This window comes from Bacillus hominis (assembly GCF_018332515.1).
Lineage (GTDB): Bacteria > Bacillota > Bacilli > Bacillales > Bacillaceae_G > Bacillus_A > Bacillus_A hominis.
In genome coordinates this window covers 1-895 of the sequence record NZ_BOQD01000516.1, presented here as the reverse complement: position 1 = coordinate 895, position 895 = coordinate 1, and the positions used below count along the sequence as shown (strand labels likewise).

Annotated in this window: 1 protein-coding gene; it reads left to right on the top strand. The window is 32.6% G+C overall.

The window, feature by feature from the left end:
- Window positions 1-234 precede the first annotated feature (234 nt).
- On the top strand, window positions 235-895 hold a 661-nt coding region (locus KI356_RS27030), incomplete at its 3' end, for a DUF2935 domain-containing protein (RefSeq protein WP_212936985.1).

Here is an 895-nt window from a genome sequence, read left to right as displayed (position 1 = left end):
ACATCGCTATCAAGCTAAGGTTACGCCAGGAAAACTTCAAAAGAAAAGCTCACTTCTTATATAAAAATAGATAAGGAGTGAGCTTTTTTTGGCTATCGATAATGATAGGTTAGGTTAATTTTACATGTATACGAGATTTATCATTATTTATCATGAACTTTTATTGATGGTATTTATATATATATTTGCTCATAAGAATGGAACTAGCTTAGTATTTACTGGGGGGGATTAAGAATGAATAGGGATGAAACCTCATTACATCCTGATACGGGTGTTACGTCTGTAATGTTTGTTGAACGATCATTAAATGAAATTCGCTTTTGGTCTAGAATCATGAAGGAGCATTCTTTTTTTCTTCGATTGGGGTTTAGATGTGAGGATACCCAACTAATCGAAGAGGCTAATCAATTTTATCGATTGTTTGAACATATCGAACAAATAGCGTATTCCTATACAAATGAAACAGATCCTGGGCAAATAAAAAGATTTAATTCAGAAGTACAACAAGCTGCAACTAATATTTGGGGATTTAAACGAAAAATTCTAGGATTAATTCTCACATGTAAATTGCCAGGGCAAAATAATTTTCCACTGTTAGTTGACCACACAAGTAGGGAAGCTGATTATTTTAGAAGACGTTTAATTGAATTAAATGAAGGTAAATTAGATGCCCTTCCTGATGCTATTATTAAAGAAAATGTTTTCTTTTTAAGGATTATGGCAGACCATGCTAAATTTATTGGTCATCTTCTTGATCCATCGGAAAGAAAGCTTGTAGATACAGCCCGGAATTTCAGCAATGATTTTGATGAATTGATGTATCAAGCAATTGACCTAGAATCTATGAAACCACAATCTCAAACAGTTCCTCTTTTAGATCAATTTTTAGATCAAA